The following is a 20616-nucleotide window of genomic DNA, read 5'->3' as shown; positions in this document are numbered from 1 at the left end:
GATGGCGAGAAGGTCACACCCGTTCCCATACCGAACACGGAAGTTAAGCTTCTCAGCGCCGATGGTAGTTGGGGCACGCGCCCCTGTGAGAGTAGGACGCTGCCGGGCAAACAAAAAAGACAATCTGTAAAGGTTGCCTTTTTTTGTTTTGTCAAAAAAATAGGTAGAGACATACACCCAAATGAAAAATGTAACATAAAATAATCAAGGAGATAAGTAGGAAGAGATAATTCAAAAAATTGTATACAAATTCAATTTACCGGCAACACTTAGTGTATGGAGGTGGAGGATTTGAGTTCAAATTTAGCTTCTCAGCGGTTTGAAGAAAAATGCGTGATTTGTGAAAATCAAAAAACGAAAGGAATACACCTATACACTTCTTTTATTTGCTCAGATTGTGAACATGAGTTAATTCAAACGGATACAAATAACCCGAAATATAAATATTTCCTTAAACAGCTTAAAAAAGTAACAACCCCAGAAATTTTTTCCTGACAAAGTCCTCAAGAAGGGCTTTATTTTTTTGCATTAGAAAGTGGGAGCATCTCACTCACTTTTTTGTTAAAATTAATTAGACTCTTAAAGGGAAGTTGAAATCCATGATCGATCGGCAATTAACATTACCATTAGTGAACGCCTTGGTGAATCATATAAGTAAAAAACCAATTTCTTTTCATGTTCCTGGACATAAATATGGTTTAGTTTTTCCTGATAGTTACGACACCTTTAAAGCATTGCTTCAGATGGATGCAACGGAGTTATCAGGGTTAGATGATTTGCATGCACCTGAAGGAGCTATCTTACAGGCGGAAGAGCTTTTAGCAGAACTATTTCAGGTGAAAAGAAGCTATTTCCTTGTAAATGGTTCAACCGGCGGAAATTTGGCGATGATTATGACAGCTTGTTCCGAGGACGATATTGTTTTAGTACAAAGGAACTGTCATAAGTCCGTGCTAAATGCGCTGCAATTAGCAAAGGCCAAGCCCGTATTTATCGAACCGGAATATAGCATCGATTGGAAGATAGCGGCAGGTGTAAGTGTCAATATGATAAAAGAGGCCATTTGCTTATATCCTGAGGCGAGAGCCATTATTTTAACCTATCCTAACTATTATGGACTGGTTTATAACCTCAAGGAAATTATTGATATAGCCCATCAGAAACAAATTCCTGTTCTAGTGGATGAGGCTCATGGTGCCCATTTGATAGTCGGCCATCCCTTCCCAGCATCAGCAGTGAGTATAGGGGCTGATATGGTGGTGCAGTCAGCGCATAAGACACTACCGGCAATGACGATGGGATCGTTTCTACATTTTAATAGCCAGCTGTTGTCATCTGACAAGCTGGAACATTACCTGCAAATATTTCAATCGAGCAGTCCATCTTATCCGATTATGGCCTCCTTGGATATAGCCAGGCAGTATTTAGCGGCATACAATCAGCAGGATCTAAGCGATTTATATGTGAAAATAGACCACTTTAAGGCACAGTTAGCTGATATTTCGGCGATTAAAGTATTAGACTATCCAACGACCTCAAAGGGCGACCTGTTAAAGGTGACGATTCAGTCAAGATGCGAATTAAATGGCTATGAATTGCAGCAACGGTTAGAAGGGAGATCACTTTATCCGGAATTAGCCGACCCAAATAATGTGCTGCTCATTTTACCATTATTAAAAGCTGGACAAGAATTTCCTTTAGAAGAAGCAGCCGCAAAGGTCGCAGATAGTTTAGCAGATTGCCGCGTACAAGAAAGGGCTTGGGATTATACGTTAAATGGTGCGAACATTTCTCGCTTAGCGGTTGATTATAAGGAGATGGCGGGGTTAACGGTAAGGGCAGAACGACTTGCTAAATCTGTTGGGCAAATTTGTGCCGAGCAAATTATTCCTTATCCCCCGGGTATTCCATTACTTTTTCAAGGAGAATTGATTACCGCGGAGAAGCTGACACAACTGTTTCATTTACTAGAGGCAGGAGCAAGGGTTCAAGGCGGAGCTTTATTACACGAAGGACAGATCAAAGTATTTACAGCATAAGAGTGGAACTGGTTTGGAGGATAATAAAATGACAAATGGAACATTTATAACATTCGAAGGGCCTGATGGGGCAGGAAAATCGACCATTATTGGCATGATTGCCAATCAGCTCGAAAACACCCTGTTAACTCGTGAGCCTGGGGGCATTGATATCGCCGAGCAAATTCGCCGGGTGATTTTAGATAAAAATAACACGGCTATGGACCCGCGGACGGAGGCACTGTTATATGCCGCAGCGAGACGACAGCACTTAATCGAACGGGTGAAGCCGGCGCTGGATGAAGGGAAAATTGTCCTCTGCGATCGCTTTGTGGACAGCTCGCTGGCCTATCAAGGCTATGCTCGCGGCTTAGGGATGGATGAAGTGTGGAAGATCAACCAATTTGCGATTGAACAAATGCTGCCACAGTTAACGATTTACTTTGATATAGAACCAGTATTAGGGTTGAAGCGGATTAATAAAAACAAAGGTCGGGAAATCAATCGCTTGGATTTAGAGGATCTTGAGTTCCATCATCGAGTAAGGGAAGGGTATCAAATCCTGCTGGAACGTTTTCCAAACAGAATGGTGAAAATAGATGCTTCCGGTACGGTGGAGGAAGTTTTTCAACAAACACTTCAACTTGTCAAGGAAAAATTAGCGATACTGTAGCCTTCATGGAAGGCTTTTTTTTCATCGAAAGCCTAAGGGGAAACTGATATAATATAAGAAAAGGAAATTTTGAGTCGAAAAAGAGGAGAGGGTGTTACAAATGAAATTAATTATTGCTGTTGTTCAGGACCAAGATAGCAATCGTTTATCAAAGGCCTTGGTTGAAAATAATTTTCGGGCGACTAAACTTGCCAGTACTGGTGGTTTTTTAAAGTCTGGGAACACAACGTTTATGATTGGTACGGAAGATGTCCGTGTGGACCGCGCCCTTGAGATAATTAAGGATAACTGTCGAGCAAGAGAACAGCTGGTTTCACCCGTTTCTCCAATGGGAGGCAATGCCGATTCCTATGTCCCATATCCCGTTGAAGTGGAAGTAGGCGGAGCGACCGTATTCGTCCTGCCAATTGAGCAATTTCTACATTTCTAAAATGAATTGAGTGATTAGTTTGGTCAAAACATGGGAGCAATTAGAGGAGCTGCAGCCTGTCGTTTTAAGAATGATCCGTAACAGTCTAATAAAACAGAGAGTAGCCCATGCTTACCTTTTTGAGGGACTAAGGGGAACAGGAAAAAAGGATATAGGTTTGCTGCTTACCAAGGCTCTTTTTTGTGAGTCGTTAATTGATGGCTACAAACCGTGTGAAACCTGTCATAATTGCCGGCGCATCAATAGCGGTAATCATCCCGATGTTCATTTGGTGGAGCCGGATGGGTTATCGATTAAGGTTGAGCAAATTAGAAATCTGCAGGCGGAGTTTTCCAAAAAAGGGGTTGAATCGGCGAAAAAGGTCTACTTAATTGTTCATGCTGATAAAATGAGTATCAGCGCATCCAATAGTTTATTAAAGTTTTTAGAGGAACCAAGTACCCAGACGGTCGCCTTTTTATTAACCGAACAGCCCCAACGCATGCTGCCTACCATTGTCTCCAGATGCCAAATCTTAACATTCCAGCCACTGTCGCCAAATGTCATGGTAAAACAATTAATCGAAAATGGCGTTCAGCCGGGAAAAGCACCACTGCTGGCACAGCTCACGAATAATTTAGAAGAAGCACTGGAATTAAATGTCGATGAATGGTTTGCACAAGCTCAAAAAATAGTGGTAAAATTATATGAAGTATTGAAAAAGGGTCCCCTTGAAGCAATGGTCATGCTTCAAAGTGATTGGTTTCAACACTTCAAAGAAAAAGAGCAGATTCACCGTGGTCTCGATCTTTTACTTCTTATATTTAAGGATTTACTATATATACAATTAGACAAAGAGGAGCAGATTGTTTTTAAGGGAGAAAGTGAACGGTTAAAGCAATTTGCCCTAACTACATCCAGGCGGCGTCTAACGGACACAATGTCGGCGATCCTTGAAGCCAAAAGGAAGCTTGATGCCAATATGAATCCTCAGCTGATGATGGAACAGCTTGTGTTAAAAATTCAGGAGGGATCTACTTTTGTATGATGTTGTAGGAGTGCGCTTTAAAAAAGCGGGAAAAATCTATTATTTTGATCCTGGAGACCTCCCAATCGAGAAGGATGACTTTGTCATCGTGGAAACTGTACGCGGCGTTGAATATGGCAAGGCGGTCATTCCTCGGAAGCAGGTGGAGGAACACGATGTTGTCCTCCCATTAAAAAAGGTCGTAAGAATTGCGGATCAAAAGGATCGATTGATTGTTGAGGAAAATAAACAGGCTGCCATGGAAGCATACGAATTATGTAATGCCAAGGTTCAAGAGCATCAGCTGGATATGAAGCTGGTAGATGTTGAATATACATTTGATCGTAATAAAATTATTTTTTATTTTACTGCCGATGGAAGGGTAGATTTCCGCGAACTTGTAAAGGATTTAGCAGCCATTTTTCGGACGAGAATTGAGCTGCGGCAAATTGGTGTTCGCGATGAAGCCAAGATGTTGGGCGGAATTGGCCCATGTGGCAGAATGTTATGCTGTTCCACCTTTTTAGGTGACTTTGATCCTGTATCGATTAAAATGGCGAAGGATCAAAATTTATCATTAAATCCTACGAAGATCTCTGGTTTATGCGGCAGGCTGATGTGCTGCTTGAAGTATGAAAATGATGAATATGAATCAGCCAAAGAAGCATTGCCGGATTTGGGGGAAATCATTGAAACACCGAATGGTACCGGCAAAGTAGTCGGATTAAATATATTAGAGCGGGTACTTCAGGTGGAGCTGCTGGAACACGAGCGGGTCCTGGAATATACGCTGGATGAAATGATTAAAGAAGGTGCCTTTTCGATACAATCCACAGATTAATGAGGTGGAAGACGTGGATAAGAAGGATATATTCGAGTCAGTCAGTAATATGGAAACACAAATTGGCCATCTATATCAGCAGCTCGGAGAAATAAAGCAGCATTTAGCTGAAATACTGGAAGAGAATCATTATTTAAAGCTGGAAAATGAGCACCTTAGACGCCGTTTAGATGTGATCACGGAGAAAGAGGAAAGCGGGTCTTTAGACCATAAGCAGAAGGGACACGGCCCTTCTGCTGGCGCATCCTCAACACTTTCGTCTAAGGCCAAGGCGTTTGATGTAGGAGAAGGCTATGATAATCTCGCTCGCTTGTATCACGAGGGATTTCATATTTGCAACCTCCACTTTGGAAGCCTGCGGAAGGAAGGAGATTGCCTGTTCTGTCTCTCCTTTCTTAATAAGAAATAACCAGAAGGGGCTGAAGCAGCCTCTATTTTTATATAGTGGAAGCGCCTGGTTACTAGTCGCTGGGAGCTGGACAATAGAGAAAAAGGATGGTAGAAGTGGTCAAATTAAAGGATGATGAGCGCTTAGACTATTTATTAGCTGAAAATTTGCGAATTATTCAAAGTCCGTCTGTATTTGCTTTCTCACTGGATGCGGTGCTGCTGGCAAGGTTTGTTTATGTCCCGATCCAAAAAGGGAATTTGTTGGATCTTTGCAGCGGAAATGGTGTGATTCCGTTATTTTTAAGTGCACGGACGAAGGGCAGCATTACTGGTGTCGAAATCCAGCCGCGGCTTTATGATATGGCGGTGAGAAGTATCGAGTACAATGGTCTTGAAAATCGCCTGCAAATGATTCTTGGCGATATAAAGGATATGCCGCGGCAGCTGGGGTATGGGAAATATGATGTTGTCACCTGCAATCCGCCCTATTTTACGACGCCGCCGCAGAGTGAAATGAACCCCAATGAACATCTCGCCATTGCCCGCCATGAAATTCTTTGTACATTGGAGGATGCTGTAAAAGTGGCAAGTGATTTAGTCAGACAGGGTGGCAAAGTGGCCTTTGTCCATCGTCCTGGAAGGTTAATTGACATCATCACATTAATGCGGAAGTACAGACTTGAGCCAAAACGGATGCAGTTTGTCTATCCGAAGGCAGGGAAGGATGCCAATACACTGCTAATTGAGGCGATTAAGGATGGCAGTCCCGAGTTAAAAATTGAAAAGCCGCTGATTGTCTATAATAAAGATAATGAATATACGAAGGAAGTAAGAGAGATTTTATATGGAGAGTCATGAACATTATTTTTATGTCCTAACATGTGCTGATGGCAGCCTTTATGGCGGCTATACGAATAATTTGGAGCGGAGAATAAAGCTTCATAATGAAGGAAAAGGGGCGAAATATACACGCGGCAGAGGACCAGTAACCCTAACCTTTTCAAAAGGCTATGAAAGCAAAAGTGAGGCGCTGAAAGCAGAGTATTGGTTTAAGCATTTATCACGCAAACAAAAACTGGACTATATTTTAAGGGAGACGAGTGATGATCATGTGGCAGCAGAAGAGCTTTGATAATCAGGAGCAAAAAGGGATCCTGTACCTCGTTCCAACGCCAATTGGAAATCTGGAGGATATCAGCTACCGGGCAATCAGAATATTAAAGGAAGCCGATTTGATTGCTGCTGAGGATACTAGGAATACCATGAAGCTGCTGCACTACTTTGAGATTGAAACCCCGATTGTCAGTTACCATGAGCATAATAAGGAATCTAGTGGCGAAAAGCTGATCCATAAGTTAAAGGATGGATTAAAAATTGCCTTGGTCAGTGATGCCGGGATGCCGGCGATTTCAGACCCTGGCTATGAACTTGTCAATAGCGCGATAAATGAAAAAATAACCGTTGTACCGCTGCCGGGTGCTAATGCTGCCCTGACATCACTGATTGCTTCCGGATTATCCTGTCAGCCATTTTACTTTTTTGGCTTTCTTCATCGCAATAAGCGCGAGAAGCTGAAACAATTGGAAAGTTTAAAGCAGCAGCAAGCGACGTTAATTTTCTATGAATCGCCGCACCGATTGAAGGAGACCCTGGCACTTATGGAACAGGTCTTGGGCAATCGGAAGATCACTTTGTGCCGTGAGCTGACGAAAAAATTTGAAGAATTTATTCGAGGTAGCCTTAAAGAAATCATTCAATGGGCCAATCAAGATGAAATTCGGGGCGAATTTTGTCTTATTGTCGAAGGCTCTAATGAGCAGGTGGAAGATACCGACAGCTGGTGGGCGGAGTTAACGCTTGAAGAACATGTCCATTATTATATTACCGTTAAAAAGCAGACCTCAAAAGAAGCGATTAAGCTAACGGCAAAAGACCGGGGAGTGCCCAAACGAGAGGTTTATCAAGCCTATCATCTTCAACGATAAAAACAAAAAGCTCCAAACCCTTCATGGGTCTGGAGCTTTTAGCTGAATCGGTTTTTATTTTGTTAATTCAAAATTGCTTTGGATTTCTTTAATTAATAATTCTGCACCTTCACGGCTTAAAATAATTTTACCGCCGGCAAGTGACAGGTTATCATCAGAAACTTCACCAGTGATCGCACAAGTCATGTTTGGCTTATATTTCTTTAAAATAATGCGATCATCATCAACGTAGATTTCTAATGCATCTTTTTCAGCGATGCCAAGAGTACGTCTTAATTCGATAGGAATTACCACACGGCCCAACTCGTCAACTTTACGAACAATACCTGTAGATTTCATTTTATTAATCTCCTCTCACTATTAGACTATGATATTTGTATCTTTATTAATTCGCCATTATTCGACAAACTTTTTATAGATTCATAATACCAGCGTTTCCCAAATTCGTCAATAATTTAATTTTGAAAAATAAGGGAAAAATTTTTATCAGTTGATCACTGCTAGTTTTATAAGATTTTCAGGGCGTTAATATAGCCTTTGCTCTTTTAATATTACCAAATTAATTATGCTATAAAACGACAAATTTATAGAAAGGGGATTATTTTTTCAACTATACACTTCGATTATGGTAAAATTCTTTGTGGGTGTAAAAAGGAAAAAAATTAGCTTTTAGAATTGTCCAGCTCCGCAAGGAACGCTTCGGCAGCATAAACATCGCACTTTTCTTTTCTTAGAGGGTTTCTTGCACAAAGCTATGTTTTTCGGTATATTTTGTTGATAAGAAGTAGAAAAAATAGGTAATACTTGTAAGATGGGGCTTAAAATTGAGGAGGCATTGATGATGGAGGAAAAGTTAAAAACCTTTTATTTAACGACACCGATTTATTATCCAAGCGGAAATTTACATATCGGACATGCGTACACGACTGTTGCCGGGGATGCAATGGCCCGTTATAAGCGGATGCGCGGTTATGATGTCATGTATTTAACGGGAACCGATGAGCACGGACAAAAAATTCAACGCAAAGCAGCAGAAGCTGGGATTACACCGCAAGAATATGTTGATGGGATTGTCAGCGGAATTAAAGAACTGTGGCAAAAGCTTGATATTTCCTATGATGATTTTATCCGGACAACCCAAGACCGCCACAAGCAGGTGGTTGAAAAGATCTTTGCGAGACTCCTGGAGCAAGGTGATATTTATCTTGACCAATATGAAGGCTGGTATTGTACCCAATGTGAATCCTTTTTTACTGACCGCCAGCTGGTCGATGGCAATTGTCCCGACTGCGGACGTCCGGTAGAAAAGGTCAGAGAAGAGTCGTACTTTTTCAAAATGAGTAAGTATGTAGATAGACTGTTACAATATTACGAGGAAAACCCGGAATTTATTCAGCCGGAGTCACGGAAGAATGAAATGATTAATAACTTTATTAAACCGGGGCTTGAGGACTTGGCTGTTTCACGAACAACGTTTGATTGGGGAATTAAGGTGCCAGGCGATCCAAAGCATGTGATCTATGTTTGGATCGATGCTCTGTCCAATTATATCACCGCATTGGGTTATGGAACAGACAATGATGCCAAATATTTGAAGTATTGGCCGGCGGATGTTCATTTGGTAGGAAAGGAAATAGTCCGCTTCCACACAATTTATTGGCCAATTATGCTGATGGCTTTAGATCTGCCGCTGCCGAAGAAGGTATTTGCCCATGGCTGGCTGCTGATGAAGGACGGCAAAATGTCGAAGTCAAAGGGGAATGTCGTTGACCCTGTTACCTTAATTGACCGCTATGGGTTAGATGCGCTTCGTTATTATTTATTGCGGGAAGTTCCGTTTGGCGCGGACGGAGTCTTTACTCCTGAAGGTTTTGTCGAAAGAATTAATTTTGATTTAGCTAATGATCTGGGCAACCTGTTAAACCGGACCGTTGCCATGATTGAAAAGTATTTTGCCGGAACTATCCCTGATTACGCCGGCTCCGTAAGCGAATTTGATGAGTCGCTGCTCCAAGTTAATCGGGAAACGGTGGCAAAATATGAAGAAGCTATGGAAAAAATGGAGTTCTCCGTGGCTTTGACAGCCATTTGGCAATTGGTCAGCAGGACAAATAAATATATTGATGAAACACAGCCGTGGATGCTGGCCAAGGATGAAGCGCGAAAAGCGGAGCTTGCCAGTGTCATGGTTCACTTGGCAGAATCATTACGACGCATTGCGATTCTGTTACAGCCATTTTTAACACGTACTCCAGGCGGAATCTTTCAACAGCTGGGGATTCAGGATGAAGCGCTGCAATCATGGGAAAGCCTTGAAAACTTTGGGGTGATTCCAAGTGGAACAAAGGTGGAAAAAGGCGCCCCATTATTCCCTAGACTGGAAATTACTGATGAAGTGGAATTTATCAAAAGCAAAATGCAAGGCGGTACTCAAGAGACATCCAAGGTTGAAGAAAAGCAGGAAGAAAAACCGGAAGCACTTGCGGAAATCTCGATTGATGATTTCATGAAGATTGATTTGCGTGTTGCTGAAGTTATTGAATGTGAACCGGTGAAAAAGGCAGATAAGTTATTAAAGCTGCAGCTTGACCTTGGCTATGAAAAGCGCCAGGTAGTTTCCGGAATTGCCCAATACTATAAACCTGAAGAACTGGTTGGTCGGAAGGTCATCTGCATCACCAACTTAAAGCCAGTGAAGCTGCGCGGAGAGTTATCACAAGGGATGATCCTTGCTGGTTCTAAAGACGGTCGGTTAGCATTAGCTACAGTGGATCAAACCTTGCCAAAGGGAGCAAAAGTAAAATAACCTCGAAACTTGAAGGCGCCTATGGAATATGAAGGCGCCTTTCCTTTAGGAAATGCTCAGCTTTCGATTTCGATGTTCCACGTGTAACAAATTTCGTGGCTTTTCCTTTTTTTTTTGGTTTATTTGACATGGTGGGAAAAAATTCATAAAGAGGAGTCTTTCACAATGTTATTTGATACACATGCGCATTTAAATGATGAACAATATCACGAAGATTTACAGGATGTAATTGAAAGGGCCCAAAATGAGGGTGTCACCCATATGGTCGTGGTCGGATTTGATCGTCCAACCATCCAAAAGGCGATGGAACTGGCAGAGGCCTATGCGTTTATTTATGCTTGTGTTGGCTGGCACCCGGTTGACGCCATTGATATGACCGAGGAGGATCTTCACTGGATTGAACAATTGGCTTCCCACCCGAAAGTCGTTGCCTTAGGAGAAATGGGCCTGGATTACCATTGGGATAAGTCGCCAAAGGAAATCCAAAAACAGGTGTTTCGCAAACAAATTCGGCTTGCTAAAAAAGTAAAGCTACCAATCGTCATCCATAACCGCGAGGCTACAGCTGATATTATCGAAATCCTCAAGCAAGAAGGGGCTGAGGAAGTAGGCGGCATTATGCATTGCTTTAGCAGCAGTCCCGAGGTGGCAAAAGAGTGTATCAAAATGAACTTTTATATTTCCTTGGGAGGTCCGGTGACGTTTAAGAATGCCAAAAAGCCAAAGGAAGTGGCGGCGGAAGTCCCATTGGACAGGCTTTTAATTGAAACAGATTGTCCGTATTTAGCGCCTCACCCATACCGCGGAAAGCGCAATGAACCGGGATATGTCAGACTTGTAGCGGCGCAAATTGCGGAAATAAAGGGCTTGACACTGGAAGAGGTTGCCGCAGCAACTACCCGAAATGCCAAAAAATTATTCGCCATAAAATGATAAACCATTTTGTCGAATGCCTTGGAAGCTTGTCCTAATTTTTTCTAATAACAAAAAGTTCTACATGTCTCCTTTTCCACATAGGATAACGATGTCGATAAGTTTATCTTTGCAAAGTTCTAAATCTTATGCATAATTAAAAATACCTTTGCGAGGAAGGCAAAGATTTACAGTCGACCGTCTGATTCAAGATAATCTCTCCAGGAAAAGGAGGCGTTTTTCATCGTATTCAAAAACATGAAAAGCCTGTTTTTCAAGTCTTTGAGTGGGAGGAGTGCGGCCATTGCTTTTACTAGTTTCACAGTTTTATTGACAGCTCTTGGGGTTTTCACTTATGAAGGTTCAAAGAAAACGGTTGCGGTTACTTTAAATGGTGAAGAAATCATCGTCAAAACCCATGCCGCGACCGTTCGTGAATTGTTGGATGAGCTGGATGTAGCCGCCCACTCAAAAGACTACTTGCAGCCAAAGGCAAACCATAAGGTAACGGATAACCTTAATGTCATATGGAAGCAAGCGAGACAGGTAACGATTGTCAAGGACAACGAGAAAAAAACGATTTGGACTACAGCTGGTTCTGTGGCTGAGCTTCTAAATGAACAGAAGATCGAAATGAATGAGCGTGATTGGATTACACCAATTCCAGAAGCAGCAATCAAGCATAAAATGAGGATCGGCATTAAAAAAGCTTTTCGTCTTCAACTGATTGATGGCGGAAAAAAGAAAAAGGTGTGGTCTACTTCGACTACCGTCGCTGACTTTTTAACAAAACAGGGCATTGAACTAGCTGAAATGGACCGAGTTGAACCATCGTTAACAGAAACGATTAAAAAAGGTGACGTTGTTAATGTCATTCGCGTCGAAAAAGTCACCGATGTAGTGGAAGAACCTCTCGATTTTGCTGTGATTACCAAAAAGGATCATCGTCTATCAAAAGGGATAGAAAAAACCATTACTCCAGGGAAGCCAGGACTGATCTCCAAACAATACGAAGTGGTTTTGGAAAATGGCAAAGAGGTCTCGAGAAATCTAATCAGGCAGCATGTCATACGCGAGAAAAAAGATCAGGTGCTGGCTGTTGGAACGAGGGATACAACGCAGCAGGTATCCCGCGGAGTGACAACAGGAACGGAATATTATGTAACGGCAACAGCCTATACAGCGTATTGCAACGGCTGTTCCGGAAGGACAGCAACCGGCTTTAATCTTCGGGCCAATCCGAATGCAAAAGTGATTGCCGTGGACCCAAGGGTTATCCCGCTTGGCACAAAGGTGTATGTTGAAGGCTACGGCTATGCTGTTGCTGCCGACACAGGCGGTGCAATTAAAGGATATAAAATTGATTTATTCATGCCGTCTAAGTCTGAGGCCTACCATTGGGGCAGGAAGAAAGTCAAAATAAAAATCTTACAGTAAGGAGATGATGCAGGGGACGCTCAGTCCGCTGCATTTTGCTTTTTTCTTCAACTTAATTATACTTGATTATATGATTTGTATCGTTAATATAGACGATGAACATTACAAAAATGTTTCAGCTTTTTTTCATTTTTTAAATTTTTTTGACTTTTGGAGGATTCATGCGTATTCAGGAAATTATTGTTGTCGAAGGCAAGGATGATACAACAGCAGTCAAACGGGCGGTTGACGCCGATACGATTGAAACCAATGGGTCGGCCGTCAACCAAGTAACAATTGAAAAGGTAAAGCGGGCTCAGGAAACACGAGGAGTGATTATATTTACCGATCCTGATTATCCTGGTGAAAAAATAAGAAAAACGATTGCGGATCAGGTTCCTGGATGTAAACATGCTTTTTTACCTAAAGAGGAAGCCCTCGCCAAGGGTGGAAAGGGTGTTGGTGTCGAGCATGCCACCCCTGAAGCAATTCGAGGGGCATTAAAGAATGCGCAAATCACGAGGGAAACAATTGCTGAGGAAATCTCCCAGGAAGATTTAATAACGGCCGGTTTGATTGGCGGACCAGGTGCGAAAGAGCGGCGGAATCAATTAGGGAAACTGTTAAAAATAGGCTATACAAATGGAAAGCAGCTGCATAAACGCTTAATGATATTTCAGATCAGCAAACAGGAATTTATCGAGGCGCTAATGATTGTTCGTCAGGAGGAACAAAAAAATGGATAAAGATATTGCCACCCCTTTGAGAACACGGGCAATCTTGGAAAAATACGGCTTTTCCTTTAAGAAAAGCTTAGGACAAAACTTTTTAATTGATACCAATATTTTAAAAAAGATTGTTAGTTTTGCTGAGCTAACCGATCATTCCGGAGCGATTGAAATTGGACCGGGGATCGGAGCATTGACAGAGCAGCTTGCCCGCCTGAGTAAAAAGGTGGTAGCTTTTGAAATTGATCAGCGGCTATTACCGATTTTAGCCGATACATTAGCACCTTATGATAATGTCAAGGTTATTCATAGCGATGTGTTGAAGGCCGATGTGCAGCAGGTGATAGCTGAAGAATTCACCGAATTCGAGGATATTGTGGTAGTTGCGAATTTGCCCTATTACGTGACAACGCCAATCATTATGAAGCTGTTGGAGGAGCGGCTGCCAATCCGCGGTATCGTCTGTATGCTGCAAAAAGAAGTCGCTGACCGGATCTCAGCCGTACCGGGAACAAAAGATTATGGTTCCCTCTCGATTGCGGTGCAGTACTATACGGAAGCAGAGACGGTGATGATTGTACCGAAAACCGTATTTGTACCCCAGCCCAATGTAGATTCAGCTGTCATCAGGCTGACTAAAAGGGAATCTCCTGCCGTCAAGGTAAAGGATGAGCAGTTCTTTTTCCAAGTGACGAAGGCGTGCTTTGCCCAAAGAAGGAAAACCTTATTAAATAACTTAACAAGCCAGCTTGCTGACGGCAAACGAAAGAAGGGAGAGATTCTTTCAGCATTGGAAACAAGCGGGATTGAACCGTCGCGACGAGGCGAGACACTGTCATTAGCAGAATTTGCCCGTTTAAGTGATGAATTGTATCATTATTTTCACTAGACCCTGTGCGGGTCTATTTTTTTTGCAAATTTCACACGGACATCCTTCTATGCATAGCCTATGAAAAGAAACCTTATTCAAGGCCTGATTTGCTGGTCTAATTTGGAGTGACGGCAGTGGATATAAAAATAAATGATATTGTCGGAAGACGTTCATATAATTGTGATCTTCTCTTTCGTGTTATCGATATACAAATGATAGATGGCCGGAAGGTTGCGTTCTTATTTGGGGAAGATTTTCGCCTAGTTGCTGATGCACCATATGAGGATTTGGTCGCCATCAATCAAACGGAGAGACAAAAGATAACGAAGGAATATCGGACACTTGAAGAACAATCGCTCAAGCTGTTTACACAGGATGTTGATCTGCTGCGGGAGAGACAGGAATATGAAGTGACAGGCGGGTATGTCAAGCCAAGTAACTATTTTCAAATTCCAGGGAAGGTGCTTCATTTAGACGGGGACCCGGCTTACTTAAAAAAATGTATGGCTTTATATGAGAAAATAGGTGTTCCTGTTTTAGGATTTCACTGTAATGAAAAGGAAATGGCGCTGAAAATTGGCGGATTAATTGACTATTACCGTCCAGATATTTTGGTGATTACCGGCCATGACGCTTATTCCAAAGCGAAGGGGAAAATGTCCGATATTAATGCCTATCGTCATTCAAAACATTTCGTGCAAACGGTTAAAGAGGCGAGGAAAAAGGTACCCCATTTGGATCAATTGGTGATTTTCGCCGGAGCATGTCAATCTCATTTTGAGTCGTTGATTCATGCTGGTGCAAACTTTGCCAGTTCTCCTTCAAGAATTAACATTCATGCACTGGATCCGGTTTATATTGTGGCAAAAATCAGCTTTACTCCATTTATGGAGCGGATTAACGTTTGGGACGTGTTACGAAATACCTTAACGGGTGCGAAGGGATTAGGGGGAATTGAAACGAGAGGTGTCCTAAGGACCGGAATGCCTTTTAACCCGATTCAGGATGAAAATTAGCTATAGGAAAAAAGGGCCGAGTGCTACAGTATTAAGATGGCTTCAGCTTGAATAGTAATTATTCATATATCGAGTTTAGTCCAGCTTTTAGGCACTCCGCCCTTTATCTTTTGATTTTATTTTTGTAATTATACATATTTAGCGATATTAAGGCAATGATAAGAAATGTTGAAAATTAGAAATAAAAAATAGGATAAAATATATTGACAAACTTTTTGTTGGACTGATATAATTTATATTTTTGTTTGACAAAACTGTGTCAGTTTGTTATACTTTACATTAGTGAGGTGGACCGAATGACAAAAACCTTGGCGGATATTAAAAAAGCCCTTGATTCAAATTTAGGGAAAAGATTGTTGCTGAAGGCAAACGGAGGACGCCGGAAAACGATTGAACGTTCGGGTGTTCTTGCCGAAACTTACCCTTCTGTTTTTGTAATTGAGTTGGATCAGGAGGAAAATGCTTTTGAACGTGTTTCTTATAGTTACGCTGATGTGCTAACAGAAACGGTTCAAATTACCTTCTATGAAGATACAGCAGGACGTGCAGCTCTAAGCTAGGCTATGGGCAATGGATAGCAGTAAACTTGCGCATGTTTACTGCTTTTGCTATTTACAGGAAATTTTTGGACATCATGAAAGCAGCTGCATCCCCCTATACTAAAGATACTGTGGTATGAAAGGGGTTGTTTAGATGGGCAGAAGAAGAGGTATTATGTCCGAAAGGTTTAAGGAAGAGCTGGCAAAGGATCTTGGTTTCTACGATGTTGTTCAAAATGAAGGCTGGGGCGGTATTCGTGCCAGAGATGCGGGAAATATGGTGAAACGTGCCATTGAACTCGCGGAGCAGCAAATAGCCAACAGGAGTTCTCAATAATCTTAGGCCTTTTCAAGGAAATCACTGCTTTTGAAAATAAACAAACAATATACCACAGTCAGGTCAGGAGGAATTTCCTTCTGACCTTTAAATTTGTCTGATTTGCAACAACAGCAACCATTAGAATATTATTTTTCACAGGATATCAATCATAAAATACGTCTTACATGGTTCGTTTTGTGGTAAAATAGGACAAAATGTGGAAACGAAGTAAAAAGCGCAAGCGCCTCGGTCAGCCCCAACAAGCAAATGTTCTAAAAGTCCGTTTTTTGACTTTTTAGGTCGAAGGTTATTTGACCTCGAGGGGATAGGCGCTCCTTGAAAAAGCTAACGCTTTTTCTTCGTGCGATGATAATTCTGATGAAGCATTCCTTGTGGAGCTGGATTAAGGAACGAACGATAAAGTAGGTGGACAAGCGTGAAGCTTTTAGTCAAAGCACCGGCTAAAATAAATTTAGCATTGGATGTTTTATATAAACGGCCTGATGGGTATCATGAGGTTGAAATGATTATGACTACCATTGATCTGGCTGATCGGGTAGAGCTGGCATTAACAAATGACGATAAAATACATATTCTTTCCCATAATCGCTATGTACCTGATGATCAGCGAAATTTGGCCTTTCAAGCAGCACAGCTGTTAAAGGATCGATATCAGGTAAAAAAAGGTGTCGTCATCACGATTGAGAAGATCATCCCGGTAGCTGCCGGGCTTGCCGGTGGAAGCAGTGATGCTGCAGCAACGTTAAGAGGGTTAAATAAACTGTGGGGACTTGGTTTGACGTTGGATGAATTAGCCAAACTTGGCAGTGAAATTGGATCTGATGTCTCTTTTTGTGTTTATGGCGGCACAGCGTTGGCAAAAGGCAGGGGGGAATCGATTACAGAGTTGCCTGCTCCCCCTACCTGCTGGGTCATCTTAGCAAAGCCATTCATAGGTGTTTCAACCGCTGAAGTCTATCGCCGGCTAAACATAAATGGGTGTGGGCATCCCAATATTGCTGCCATGATTAACGCGATTCATCAGCATGATTATCAACAGGTTTGTGCAAATGTCGGCAATGTTTTGGAGGATGTAACATTAAATCTTCATCCGGAGGTAGCCCAGATCAAGGATCAAATGAAGCGATTCGGCGCGGATGCTGTTCTTATGAGCGGCAGCGGTCCAACGGTTTTTGGACTGGTGCAGCATGATTCCAGAATGCACCGGATTTACAACGGATTAAGAGGTTTTTGTGATCAAGTTTTTGCGGTAAGAATGCTGGGTGAACGACATTCGCTTGATTAAAACCGCACAATAATAGTATTCTTTAATTAGAATATACGGTTTTGGCGGGAAAATGGGCAGTACGTCACAAAAGATCTTTTGTATTTGCCATACCGGTTTTTGGGGGGGTTGTTATGAAGTTTCGCCGCAGTGAACGTCTTATTGATATGACGAATTATTTACTGGATCATCCGCGTGAGCTGGTGCCGCTCACCTTTTTTGCTGAACGCTATTCTTCTGCCAAGTCATCCATCAGTGAGGATTTGGCGATTGTTAAAGAAACATTTGAGCAAAGAGGAATCGGCACATTGCAAACCGTTTCCGGGGCGGCCGGGGGTGTCAAATTTTTTGTAAAAGTCAGTATGGAGGAAGCAAAACCTTTTGTGCAGGAGCTTTGCGAGTTGATTGCTGACCCTGAACGGCTGTTACCAGGTGGATATTTATATATGACCGATATTTTAGGCAATCCTACGATTGTCCAAAAGGCCGGACGAATTATTGCCTCAGCCTATGCCGAGACCGATATTGATGTGGTCATGACAATTGCTACAAAAGGAATTCCACTTGCTTACGCTGTTGCCAGTCAATTGAATGTACCGGTTATTATGGTAAGACGGGATAGCAAAGTAACCGAAGGGCCAACCGTTAGCATCAATTATGTTTCTGGTTCGGCAAAGCGAATTCAAACAATGGTCCTTTCGAAGCGGAGTATGAAACAAGGATCACGCGTATTAATTGTCGATGATTTTATGAAGGCTGGCGGCACGGTCATGGGAATGATCAGCATGCTGGAGGAATTTAATGCCCATGTTGCCGGGATTGCCGTTTTAGTTGAGGCAGAAGAAACGGAAGAGCGGTTAGTCGATGACTATCTTTCCCTTGTGAGACTATCAAATGTTGACGTAAAGGAAAAAAAGATAAAGGTCCATGAAGGAAATTATTTTATTAAAAATGGGGGGAAATGAAATTGAAATACGTTCAAACTAATCAAGCACCGGCTGCGATTGGTCCATATTCACAAGGAATAATTGTTAACAATATGTTCTACAGTTCCGGGCAAATACCCTTGACACCAGAAGGAACACTAATCTCAGGTGGCATTAAAGAACAAACTCACCAGGTATTCCGTAATCTGAAGGCAGTGCTTGAAGCAGCAGGTGGCTCATTGGAGACGGTTGTCAAAGCAACTGTATTTATTAAAAATATGGATGAATTTGCCGCAGTTAATGAAGTGTATGGGGAATATTTTTCAGTCCATAAACCGGCACGTTCCTGCGTGGAAGTAGCCCGCCTGCCCAAAGATGTCCTAATTGAAATTGAGGTAATCGCATTAGTTAAATAGTAAGATAAATACGATTGTTGAGATTTTTTTATTGCAAATGTTAAAAAATGCCCGTTTTTACATAAGTTCACTATTGAGCCCTTATTTTTCAAAAAATTTTTCAAATAAGGAAGGAATCCGCGGGGTTTTGTGGAATTATTAAACTAGCTTGTTATCAAAAGGAAAAGGGTGTGAGCACATGGAAGTAACTGACGTAAGACTACGCCGCGTTAATACTGATGGACGTATGCGGGCAATTGCTTCAATCACTTTAGATAATGAATTTGTTGTTCATGACATCAGAGTTATTGACGGGAACAACGGTTTATTTGTGGCAATGCCAAGCAAGCGCACTCCTGATGGGGAATTTCGTGATATTGCCCATCCAATCAATTCAGGAACGCGCGGGAAAATCCAAGAAGCTGTTTTGGCTGAGTACCACCGCCTTGGTGAGTTAGAAGTGGAATTTGAAGAAGCCGGAGCTTCCTGAGATTGAAAACAACTAGGGCCTTTCTTCGCTGAAGGCTCTTTTTATATTGGAAAAACCAAATCCTCGATCATTTCCTCTACGTTCTCTGTATATTTGACAAAATAAACCTCCCACTGTTCTTCTTGAAATGAATCCCTGTTTACGATAATATTTTATAATGGGTAAAAAGGATAAAAAGATATTGGAGGATTGTCCATGTCTAATCGTTATGCTGTGATTTTAGCCGCAGGACAAGGAACGCGGATGAAATCAAAGCTTTATAAAGTGCTGCATCCGGTATGTGGTAAGCCAATGGTCCAGCACGTAGTGGATCAGGTCCAAATGCTTAACATTGAGGAAATGGTGACGATCATTGGCCACGGTGCTGAGCAGGTTAAGGCACAATTAGGTGAAACCTCCAGCTATGCCTTACAGGAGGTGCAGCTTGGAACAGCACATGCTGTCATGCAGGCTGGAAGCCGTTTGGCCGGGAAAGAAGGAGTGACCATTGTTGTTTGTGGGGATACCCCGTTAATGAAGGCGGAAACGATGGAAGCACTTTTTAAACATCATGAGGACACAAATGCAAAAGCCACCATCCTTACGGCCAGAATAGCAGACCCGACAGGCTATGGCCGCATTGTACGTAATGATCATGGGCTCGTGGAAAAAATAGTCGAGCACAAGGATGCTACTGAGGCTGAACGGACTATTAACGAAATTAATACGGGAACCTATTGTTTTGATAATATTACCTTATTTGATGCTTTAAAGCATGTTTCTAACGACAATGTTCAAGGGGAATATTATTTACCGGATGTTATTGAAATTCTAAAAAATCAGGGTGAAGTGGTTTCGGCCTATCAAACCAATGATTTAGACGAAACTTTAGGTGTCAATGATCGGGTAGCCTTGGCGGAAGCAGAGCGGATTATGCGCTCCCGCATTAATGAACAGCATATGCGTAATGGTGTAACCATTATCGACCCGGCTAACACTTATATTGAAGCGGATGTGACGATCGGTCAGGATACGGTTATATATCCGGGAACGATGTTAAAAGGAAAGACATTGATTGGCGAAGACTGCCAAATTGGTCCATATTCAGAAATAGAGTCGTGTCAAATTGGCGATCACACAGTGGTTCGGCAATCAGCTGCTTTTTGCAGCTCGATTGGGTCACGGGTTAATATTGGTCCATTTGCCCATATTCGTCCAGACTCCAATATTTACGATGATGTCAAAATTGGAAACTTTGTTGAAATTAAAAAGTCTGTTTTTGGGCAAGGCAGCAAAGCCTCCCATCTCAGTTATATTGGCGATGCAGAAGTGGGCAGCGGCGTGAATATAGGCTGTGGCTCGATTACGGTTAATTATGATGGAAAAAATAAATATTTAACGAAAATTGAAGATGATGTGTTTATTGGCTGTAACTCGAACTTGGTGGCTCCAGTCACGATTGGTAAAGGAGCGTATGTAGCCGCAGGTTCGACGATCACGAAGAATGTACCTGGAAATGCACTATCGATTGCGCGTGCACGGCAAGAAAACAAGGAAAACTATGTAGACAAACTTAAGCTTAAGAAATAAG

Annotated in this window: 24 protein-coding genes and 1 rRNA gene; 24 read left to right on the top strand and 1 reads right to left on the bottom strand. The window is 42.1% G+C overall.

Annotated features, from left to right (window positions below; all coding sequences use genetic code 11):
- From rrf to rsmI, 11 genes are all read left to right on the top strand, one after another.
- Positions 1-108 (top strand): 5S ribosomal RNA (rrf, locus tag JK635_RS18860); the annotation flags it as partial.
- A gap of 183 nt (positions 109-291) precedes the next feature.
- A complete protein-coding gene (locus JK635_RS18855) occupies positions 292-495 on the top strand; it encodes a sigma factor G inhibitor Gin (RefSeq protein ID WP_374049103.1) in 204 nt (67 codons plus the stop codon).
- A 104-nt stretch (positions 496-599) separates the two neighbouring features.
- Positions 600-2039: an aminotransferase class I/II-fold pyridoxal phosphate-dependent enzyme gene (locus JK635_RS18850; protein WP_235888218.1), complete on the top strand. Its 1440-nt coding sequence runs from the start codon at positions 600-602 to the stop codon at positions 2037-2039.
- 28 nt (positions 2040-2067) lie between these two features.
- On the top strand, positions 2068-2691 hold the full coding sequence (tmk, locus tag JK635_RS18845) for a dTMP kinase (RefSeq protein WP_202655488.1): 624 nt from the start codon (positions 2068-2070) through the stop codon (positions 2689-2691).
- A 100-nt stretch (positions 2692-2791) separates the two neighbouring features.
- Positions 2792-3121: a cyclic di-AMP receptor DarA gene (gene darA, locus JK635_RS18840; protein ID WP_202655487.1), complete on the top strand. Its 330-nt coding sequence runs from the start codon at positions 2792-2794 to the stop codon at positions 3119-3121.
- A gap of 19 nt (positions 3122-3140) precedes the next feature.
- Entirely contained in the window at positions 3141-4148 is a 1008-nt protein-coding gene (gene holB / locus JK635_RS18835) for a DNA polymerase III subunit delta' (RefSeq protein WP_202655486.1), read from the top strand.
- Complete coding sequence (locus JK635_RS18830; protein ID WP_202655485.1) at positions 4141-4968, top strand: PSP1 domain-containing protein; 828 nt, start codon at positions 4141-4143, stop codon at positions 4966-4968. Before holB ends, JK635_RS18830 begins: the two co-directional genes overlap by 8 nt.
- A gap of 13 nt (positions 4969-4981) precedes the next feature.
- Positions 4982-5377: a DNA replication initiation control protein YabA gene (gene yabA / locus JK635_RS18825; protein WP_202655484.1), complete on the top strand. Its 396-nt coding sequence runs from the start codon at positions 4982-4984 to the stop codon at positions 5375-5377.
- Positions 5378-5472: 95 nt separating this feature from the next.
- On the top strand, positions 5473-6216 hold the full coding sequence (locus JK635_RS18820) for a tRNA1(Val) (adenine(37)-N6)-methyltransferase (protein ID WP_308077492.1): 744 nt from the start codon (positions 5473-5475) through the stop codon (positions 6214-6216).
- Positions 6203-6490, top strand: coding sequence for a GIY-YIG nuclease family protein (locus JK635_RS18815; protein WP_202655482.1), 288 nt, complete (start codon positions 6203-6205; stop codon positions 6488-6490). The genes JK635_RS18820 and JK635_RS18815 overlap by 14 nt, the downstream gene beginning before the upstream one ends.
- Entirely contained in the window at positions 6468-7343 is an 876-nt protein-coding gene (rsmI, locus tag JK635_RS18810; RefSeq protein ID WP_202655495.1) for a 16S rRNA (cytidine(1402)-2'-O)-methyltransferase, read from the top strand. The genes JK635_RS18815 and rsmI overlap by 23 nt, the downstream gene beginning before the upstream one ends.
- A gap of 54 nt (positions 7344-7397) precedes the next feature.
- Here rsmI and abrB read toward each other — a convergent pair whose 3' ends face one another.
- On the bottom strand, positions 7398-7682 hold the full coding sequence (gene abrB / locus JK635_RS18805; protein ID WP_202655481.1) for a transition state genes transcriptional regulator AbrB: 285 nt from the start codon (positions 7680-7682) through the stop codon (positions 7398-7400).
- 502 nt (positions 7683-8184) lie between these two features.
- Between abrB and metG the strand changes: the two genes are divergently transcribed.
- From metG to glmU, 13 genes are all read left to right on the top strand, one after another.
- On the top strand, positions 8185-10149 hold the full coding sequence (metG, locus tag JK635_RS18800) for a methionine--tRNA ligase (protein WP_202655494.1): 1965 nt from the start codon (positions 8185-8187) through the stop codon (positions 10147-10149).
- A gap of 165 nt (positions 10150-10314) precedes the next feature.
- Positions 10315-11082: a TatD family hydrolase gene (locus tag JK635_RS18795; RefSeq protein WP_202655480.1), complete on the top strand. Its 768-nt coding sequence runs from the start codon at positions 10315-10317 to the stop codon at positions 11080-11082.
- A gap of 261 nt (positions 11083-11343) precedes the next feature.
- Positions 11344-12498: a G5 and 3D domain-containing protein gene (locus JK635_RS18790; protein ID WP_306792969.1), complete on the top strand. Its 1155-nt coding sequence runs from the start codon at positions 11344-11346 to the stop codon at positions 12496-12498.
- Positions 12499-12659: 161 nt separating this feature from the next.
- A complete protein-coding gene (rnmV, locus tag JK635_RS18785; RefSeq protein WP_202655478.1) occupies positions 12660-13223 on the top strand; it encodes a ribonuclease M5 in 564 nt (187 codons plus the stop codon).
- Positions 13216-14094 carry a 16S rRNA (adenine(1518)-N(6)/adenine(1519)-N(6))-dimethyltransferase RsmA gene (rsmA, locus tag JK635_RS18780; protein WP_202655477.1) on the top strand — a complete coding sequence of 293 codons (879 nt, stop codon included), beginning with the start codon at positions 13216-13218 and terminating at the stop codon, positions 14092-14094. The genes rnmV and rsmA overlap by 8 nt, the downstream gene beginning before the upstream one ends.
- Positions 14095-14201: 107 nt before the next feature.
- Positions 14202-15092, top strand: coding sequence for a sporulation peptidase YabG (yabG, locus tag JK635_RS18775; RefSeq protein WP_438803841.1), 891 nt, complete (start codon positions 14202-14204; stop codon positions 15090-15092).
- Between the two features lie 296 nt (positions 15093-15388).
- A complete protein-coding gene (gene veg, locus JK635_RS18770) occupies positions 15389-15652 on the top strand; it encodes a biofilm formation stimulator Veg (RefSeq protein ID WP_202655475.1) in 264 nt (87 codons plus the stop codon).
- A 133-nt stretch (positions 15653-15785) separates the two neighbouring features.
- Positions 15786-15968 carry a small, acid-soluble spore protein, alpha/beta type gene (locus tag JK635_RS18765; protein WP_202655474.1) on the top strand — a complete coding sequence of 61 codons (183 nt, stop codon included), beginning with the start codon at positions 15786-15788 and terminating at the stop codon, positions 15966-15968.
- A 418-nt stretch (positions 15969-16386) separates the two neighbouring features.
- Positions 16387-17256, top strand: a complete 870-nt coding sequence (gene ispE / locus JK635_RS18760; RefSeq protein WP_202655473.1) for a 4-(cytidine 5'-diphospho)-2-C-methyl-D-erythritol kinase — start codon at positions 16387-16389, stop codon at positions 17254-17256.
- Between the two features lie 113 nt (positions 17257-17369).
- Positions 17370-18200, top strand: coding sequence for a pur operon repressor (gene purR, locus JK635_RS18755; RefSeq protein WP_202655472.1), 831 nt, complete (start codon positions 17370-17372; stop codon positions 18198-18200).
- A 2-nt stretch (positions 18201-18202) separates the two neighbouring features.
- On the top strand, positions 18203-18577 hold the full coding sequence (ridA, locus tag JK635_RS18750) for a 2-iminobutanoate/2-iminopropanoate deaminase (RefSeq protein WP_306792968.1): 375 nt from the start codon (positions 18203-18205) through the stop codon (positions 18575-18577).
- Positions 18578-18755: 178 nt separating this feature from the next.
- Positions 18756-19046: a septation regulator SpoVG gene (spoVG, locus tag JK635_RS18745; protein WP_003347151.1), complete on the top strand. Its 291-nt coding sequence runs from the start codon at positions 18756-18758 to the stop codon at positions 19044-19046.
- 195 nt (positions 19047-19241) lie between these two features.
- Entirely contained in the window at positions 19242-20615 is a 1374-nt protein-coding gene (gene glmU / locus JK635_RS18740) for a bifunctional UDP-N-acetylglucosamine diphosphorylase/glucosamine-1-phosphate N-acetyltransferase GlmU (protein WP_202655470.1), read from the top strand.
- The last annotated feature ends 1 nt before the right edge of the window (position 20616 follow it).

The sequence above is a fragment of the Neobacillus paridis genome (genome assembly GCF_016765675.1).
GTDB classification, from domain to species: Bacteria; Bacillota; Bacilli; order Bacillales; family Cytobacillaceae; genus Neobacillus; species Neobacillus paridis.
This window is presented reverse-complemented; position numbering and strand designations above follow the sequence as displayed.